Raw genomic sequence first — 4,936 nt, forward strand, 5'->3', positions numbered from 1 at the left:
GCCGTGGAGCACGGCCGCCCGCCCCGGGCCCACCAGGGCCACACCCGCCCGTACCGAGGACACTTGAGCCCCGAGGACCACCGTGGACGACAAAGAGAAGAACCTCGCCTACTTCAAGCGCCTGACCGCCGAACTGCGCCGGACCCGGGACCGGGTGGCCGAACTGGAGGCGGCCCGGGACGAGCCGGTCGCGATCGTCGGCATGGGGCTGCGGCTGCCCGGCGGCATCACCGACCCCGAGGGGTTCTGGGACCTGCTGGACCGGGGCGAGACCGCCGTGACCGGCTTCCCGGAGGACCGGGGCTGGGACCTGGACGCCCTGTTCACGGCGGACCCGGAGGCCGTCGGTTCCTCACACACCCGGCGCGGTGGCTTCCTGCGTGACGCGGGCCTCTTCGACGCGGACTTCTTCGGGATCTCGCCGCGTGAGGCGCTGGCGATGGATCCGCAGCAGCGGCTGCTGCTGGAGACGTCCTGGGAGGCGCTGGAGCGCGCGGGCGTCAACCCCGCCGCCGTACGGGGTCAGGATCTCGGCGTCTTCGTCGGAGCCTCGGCCCAGTCCTACGGTGTCGGTGCCGATGACGGTGCCGGATATCTGCTCACCGGAACCGCGTCGAGCGTGCTGTCCGGACGGCTGTCGTATGTCCTCGGTGCGCGCGGCCCGGCGGTGACCGTGGACACGGCGTGCTCGTCGTCGCTGGTCGCCCTGCATCTGGCGGCCCAGGCCATCCGCTCCGGCGAGTGCGCGACGGCGCTGGCCTGCGGGGTCACGGTGATGGCCACCCCCGGTGTCTTCACCGAGTTCTCCCGCCAGGGCGGTCTCTCCGCCGACGGCCTGTGCAAGTCCTTCGCCCACGCCGCCGACGGCACCGGCTGGGCCGAGGGTGTGGGTGTGCTGGTGGTGCAGCGGTTGTCGGACGCGGTACGGGAGGGCCGTGAGGTCCTGGCGGTGCTGCGAGGTTCGGCGGTCAACCAGGACGGCGCGTCCAACGGCCTGACCGCGCCGAACGGATCGGCACAGCGGAGGGTGATCCGGCGGGCCCTGGCCAGTGCCGGTCTGTCCGCGTCGGAGGTCGACGCGGTGGAGGCGCATGGTACGGGCACGGTCCTCGGGGATCCGATCGAGGCACAGGCCCTGTTGGCGACCTATGGACAGGGGCGTGAGACGCCGCTCTGGCTGGGGTCGGTGAAGTCCAACATCGGTCATGCCCAGGCGGCGGCGGGGGTGACCGGTGTCATCAAGATGGTGCTGGCGCTGCGGTACGGGGTGTTGCCGCGCACGCTGCATGTGGACCGTCCGTCGGAGAAGGTGGAGTGGGATTCGGGGCGGGTGGAGTTGCTGACGGAGGCGGTGCCGTGGGGGAGGTCGGATGGGCGTCCTCGTCGGGCGGGTGTGTCGTCGTTCGGGGTGTCGGGGACGAATGCGCATGTGGTGATTGAGGAAGGGTCGGGTGGGGTTGAGGAGTCGGCCCGGGCTAGGGGTGGGGTGGTGCCGTTGGTGGTGTCGGGTCGGAGTGCGGGGGTGTTGGGGGTTCAGGCGGGTCGGTTGGCGGAGCACTTCAGCAGGGACGGGGTGTCGTTGGTGGGGGTGGGGCGGTCGTTGGTGGTGGCGCGGGCGGTGCGGGAGCACCGTGCGGTGGTGTTGGCGTCGTCTGCGGAGGGTGCGGTGGAGGGTCTGCGTGTGGTCGCGGACCGTGGCTCGTCGGTGGATGTGGTGGTGGGTGAGGTCGCGGATATGGCTCGGCGGTCGGTGTTGGTGTTTCCGGGTCAGGGGGCGCAGTGGGTGGGGATGGGTCGGGAGTTGTGGGAGTCCGAGCCGGTGTTCGCGGCGCGGATGGAGGAGTGTGGGGCGGCGTTGGCGCCGTTTGTGGAGTGGTCGTTGGCTGAGGTGGTGCGTGAGGGGGGTGGTTTGGAGCGGGTGGATGTGGTGCAGCCGGTGTCGTTCGCGGTGATGGTGTCGCTGGCCGCTCTGTGGGAGTCGTATGGGTTCCGTCCGGACGCGGTGGTGGGGCATTCGCAGGGGGAGATCGCGGCGGCCTGTGTGGCGGGGGCGCTCTCGCTGGAGGACGCGGCGAAGGTGGTGGCCCTGCGCAGCCAGGTGATCGCTGAGGGGTTGGCGGGCCGGGGCGGGATGCTCTCGGTGGCTCTCTCTCCTGACGAGGTCGAACTCCCGGCGGGGGTGTCGCTGGCCGCCGTGAACGGCCCGAACGCCGTCGTCCTCTCCGGCGACCCGGACCTACTGGACGCCCTGGCGGAGACCTACCGGGCCCGTGAGGTCCGGGTCCGCCGTGTTCCGGTCGACTACGCCTCCCACTCCGCCCAGGTGGACGCGGTCACGGCGGAGATCTCCGGCCTTCTCGCGGACGTGGTCTCGGTCCGGCCGCGTCTGCCCTGGCTCTCCACCGTCGATGTCCGCTGGGTCGACGGCCCGCTCGACCCTGGCTACTGGGCCCGCAACCTGCGCAGCCCCGTACGGTTCGCCGACGCCGTCACCGCGCTCGCGGACGAGGGCTATGGCCTCTTCGTGGAGTCCAGCGGCCACCCCGTCCTGACGGCGGCGATCAGTGAGACGGCGGAGGACGCCGTGGCGCTGGGCTCCCTCCGCCGGGACGACGGCGGACGCGACCGCTTCCTCCGTTCCGTGGCCGAACTCTTCGTCCACGGCGGCCAGGTCGACTGGTCGGCCGTCCTGCCCGAGGCCCGGCCCGAACCCGTACCGCCCACCGTCTTCGAGCACCGCCACTACTGGCTCACCTCCGGTGGCGGGACCGCCGACGTCGGCCGGGCCGGGCTCACCCCGGTCGCCCACCCCTGGATCGGCGCGGCCGTGGAACACCCCGACACGGGCGGGGTGACGCTCACCGGCACCATCAGCCCACGGAACCACCCCTGGCTCGCCGACCATGTGATCGCGGGCGCGCCCGTCGTGCCCGGCGCGGCCCTGGTGGAACTCGCCGTCCAGGGCGGCGCGCGCGTGGGCTGCCCGGCCGTCACCGAACTGGTCGTGGAGGCGCCCATGGTGCTGGACCCGGCCGACACGCTCACGTTCCAGGTCGGGGTGGGCGCGGCGGACGACCACGGCCGGCGCCCCCTCACCGTGCACGCCCGCCCGGCCGCCGAGACCCACTGGACCCGCTACGCCACCGGCACCCTGAGCCCCGCGTCCGCCCCTCCGCCACCCGGCGGTGACGCGTGGCCACCGCCGGGCGCCGAGCCCGTCGACGTCGCCGACCTCTACCCCGTACTCGCCGCCGCCGGGTACGCGTACGGGCCCGCCTTCCACGGCGTACGGTCCGCGTGGCGGCGGGAACAGACCTGGTTCGCCGAGGTGGCCGTGGACACCGGGCCCGACGGCTTCACCGTCCACCCCGTCCTCCTCGACGCCGCGCTGCACACGGGGTTCCTCACGGGGGACTCCGAACGCGGGCTCGCCTTCGCCTGGCAGGGCGTGGAGGTGCACACCCCGGGGGCGACGGCCGGCCGGGTCCGGCTCGCCCGGACGGACGACGGCGTCACCCTCACCCTGAGCGATGACCAGGGCGCGCCGGTCCTCTCCGTGGCCTCGCTCATCAGCCGCCCGATCGCCCCGGGCGCACTGCTCCCGGCGGAGCCGCACGCGGTCGACTGGGAGGAACTGCCCACCGCCGGGCCCGCGTCACAGAGCAGGTCCTGGGAGGAACCGCGCACCGCCGGGGCCGCGTCACAGGTCAGGCCCTGGGAGGTGCTGCGCGTCGACCCCGGCCCGGGTGACGACCCCCGCCGCGCCCGGCAGGCCACCTCGACCACCCTCCGGGCCCTCCAGCGGCTCCTCGGAGACCCGGGCGACGCACAGGCCCGGCCCCTCATCGTCGTGACCACCGCCGCCGACACCGATCCGGCCTCGGCCGCCGCCCGGGGCCTGGTCCGCAGCGCCCAGGCGGAAGCCCCGGACCGCGTCCTCCTGCTGGACCTGCCGCCCGGCTCCTCCGCCGACCCCGACGGGGACAGCGACAGCGACCTCCGCGCGCTCGCCGACCGGGCCGCCGCCGCAGGGGAGTGGGAGATCGCGGTACGGGACGGCCGGGCCACCGTGCCCCGGCTCACCCGGGTGGGGCCCGGCCCCGACCGGCCCCGACGGACATCCGGCTCGACCGCCCCGGCTGCCGATGGGCCGACCGCCCTGTCTCCCGGCGGCACGGTCCTGATCACCGGCGGCACCGGCGCCCTCGGTGCCCTCATCGCCGAGCACCTCGTCCACGCGCACGGCGTCCGTGACCTCGTTCTCGCCTCCCGCCGTGGCCCCGGCGCCCCGGGCGCCGCACCGCTGCGGCGGCGCCTGGAGCGGGCGGGCGCCACGGTACGGATCACCGCGTGCGATCTCTCCGACCCCCAGCGGACGGCGGAACTCATCTCCGGCTGTGAGCGGCTCACCGCCGTGGTCCACACCGCCGCCGTCTTCGACGACGCGCTGATCGGCGCGCTGGACGAGCCCCGGCTGGACGCGGTGCTGCGCCCGAAGGCGGACGCGGCGGCCCATCTGGACGCGCTGACCCGGGGCGCGGAGCCGGTCACCCTCGTTCTCTTCTCCTCGGTCGCGGGCCTCTACAGCGGTCCGGGCCAGGGCAACTACGCCGCCGCCAACGCCTTCCTCGACGCGCTCGCCGTCCGCCGCCGCGCGGCGGGGTTCCCCGCCGTGAGCCTCGTCTGGGGCCTGTGGGGCCCCTCGACCACACCGGAGGCCGCCCCACGGCCCGGCGAACCCCACAACGGCCCGCACGACACCCCGGAGCGGGACCCACGGGAGACCGCTCGCGCGGCCCAGTGGTCGGCCCGCTCCGGGCTCCAGCTCACCAGCCCGGAGCAGGGGCTGCGCCTCTTCGACACCGCCCTCGCCATGGCTCGCGACACCGCCCGCCCCGCCCTCGTGCCCGTGACTCCCGACCGGTCAGCGCTGCGT

At 74.5% G+C, this 4,936-nt stretch carries 1 protein-coding gene; it reads left to right on the top strand.

Annotation, left to right across the window (positions count from 1 at the left end; all coding sequences use genetic code 11):
• Positions 1 to 82: 82 nt before the first annotated feature.
• Positions 83 to 4,936: SDR family NAD(P)-dependent oxidoreductase (locus ACFVIM_RS32840; protein ID WP_384309350.1), on the top strand; the 4,854-nt coding region annotated here is incomplete at its 3' end.

The organism is Streptomyces sp. NPDC057638, from assembly GCF_042800315.1.
GTDB lineage: Bacteria > Actinomycetota > Actinomycetes > Streptomycetales > Streptomycetaceae > Streptomyces.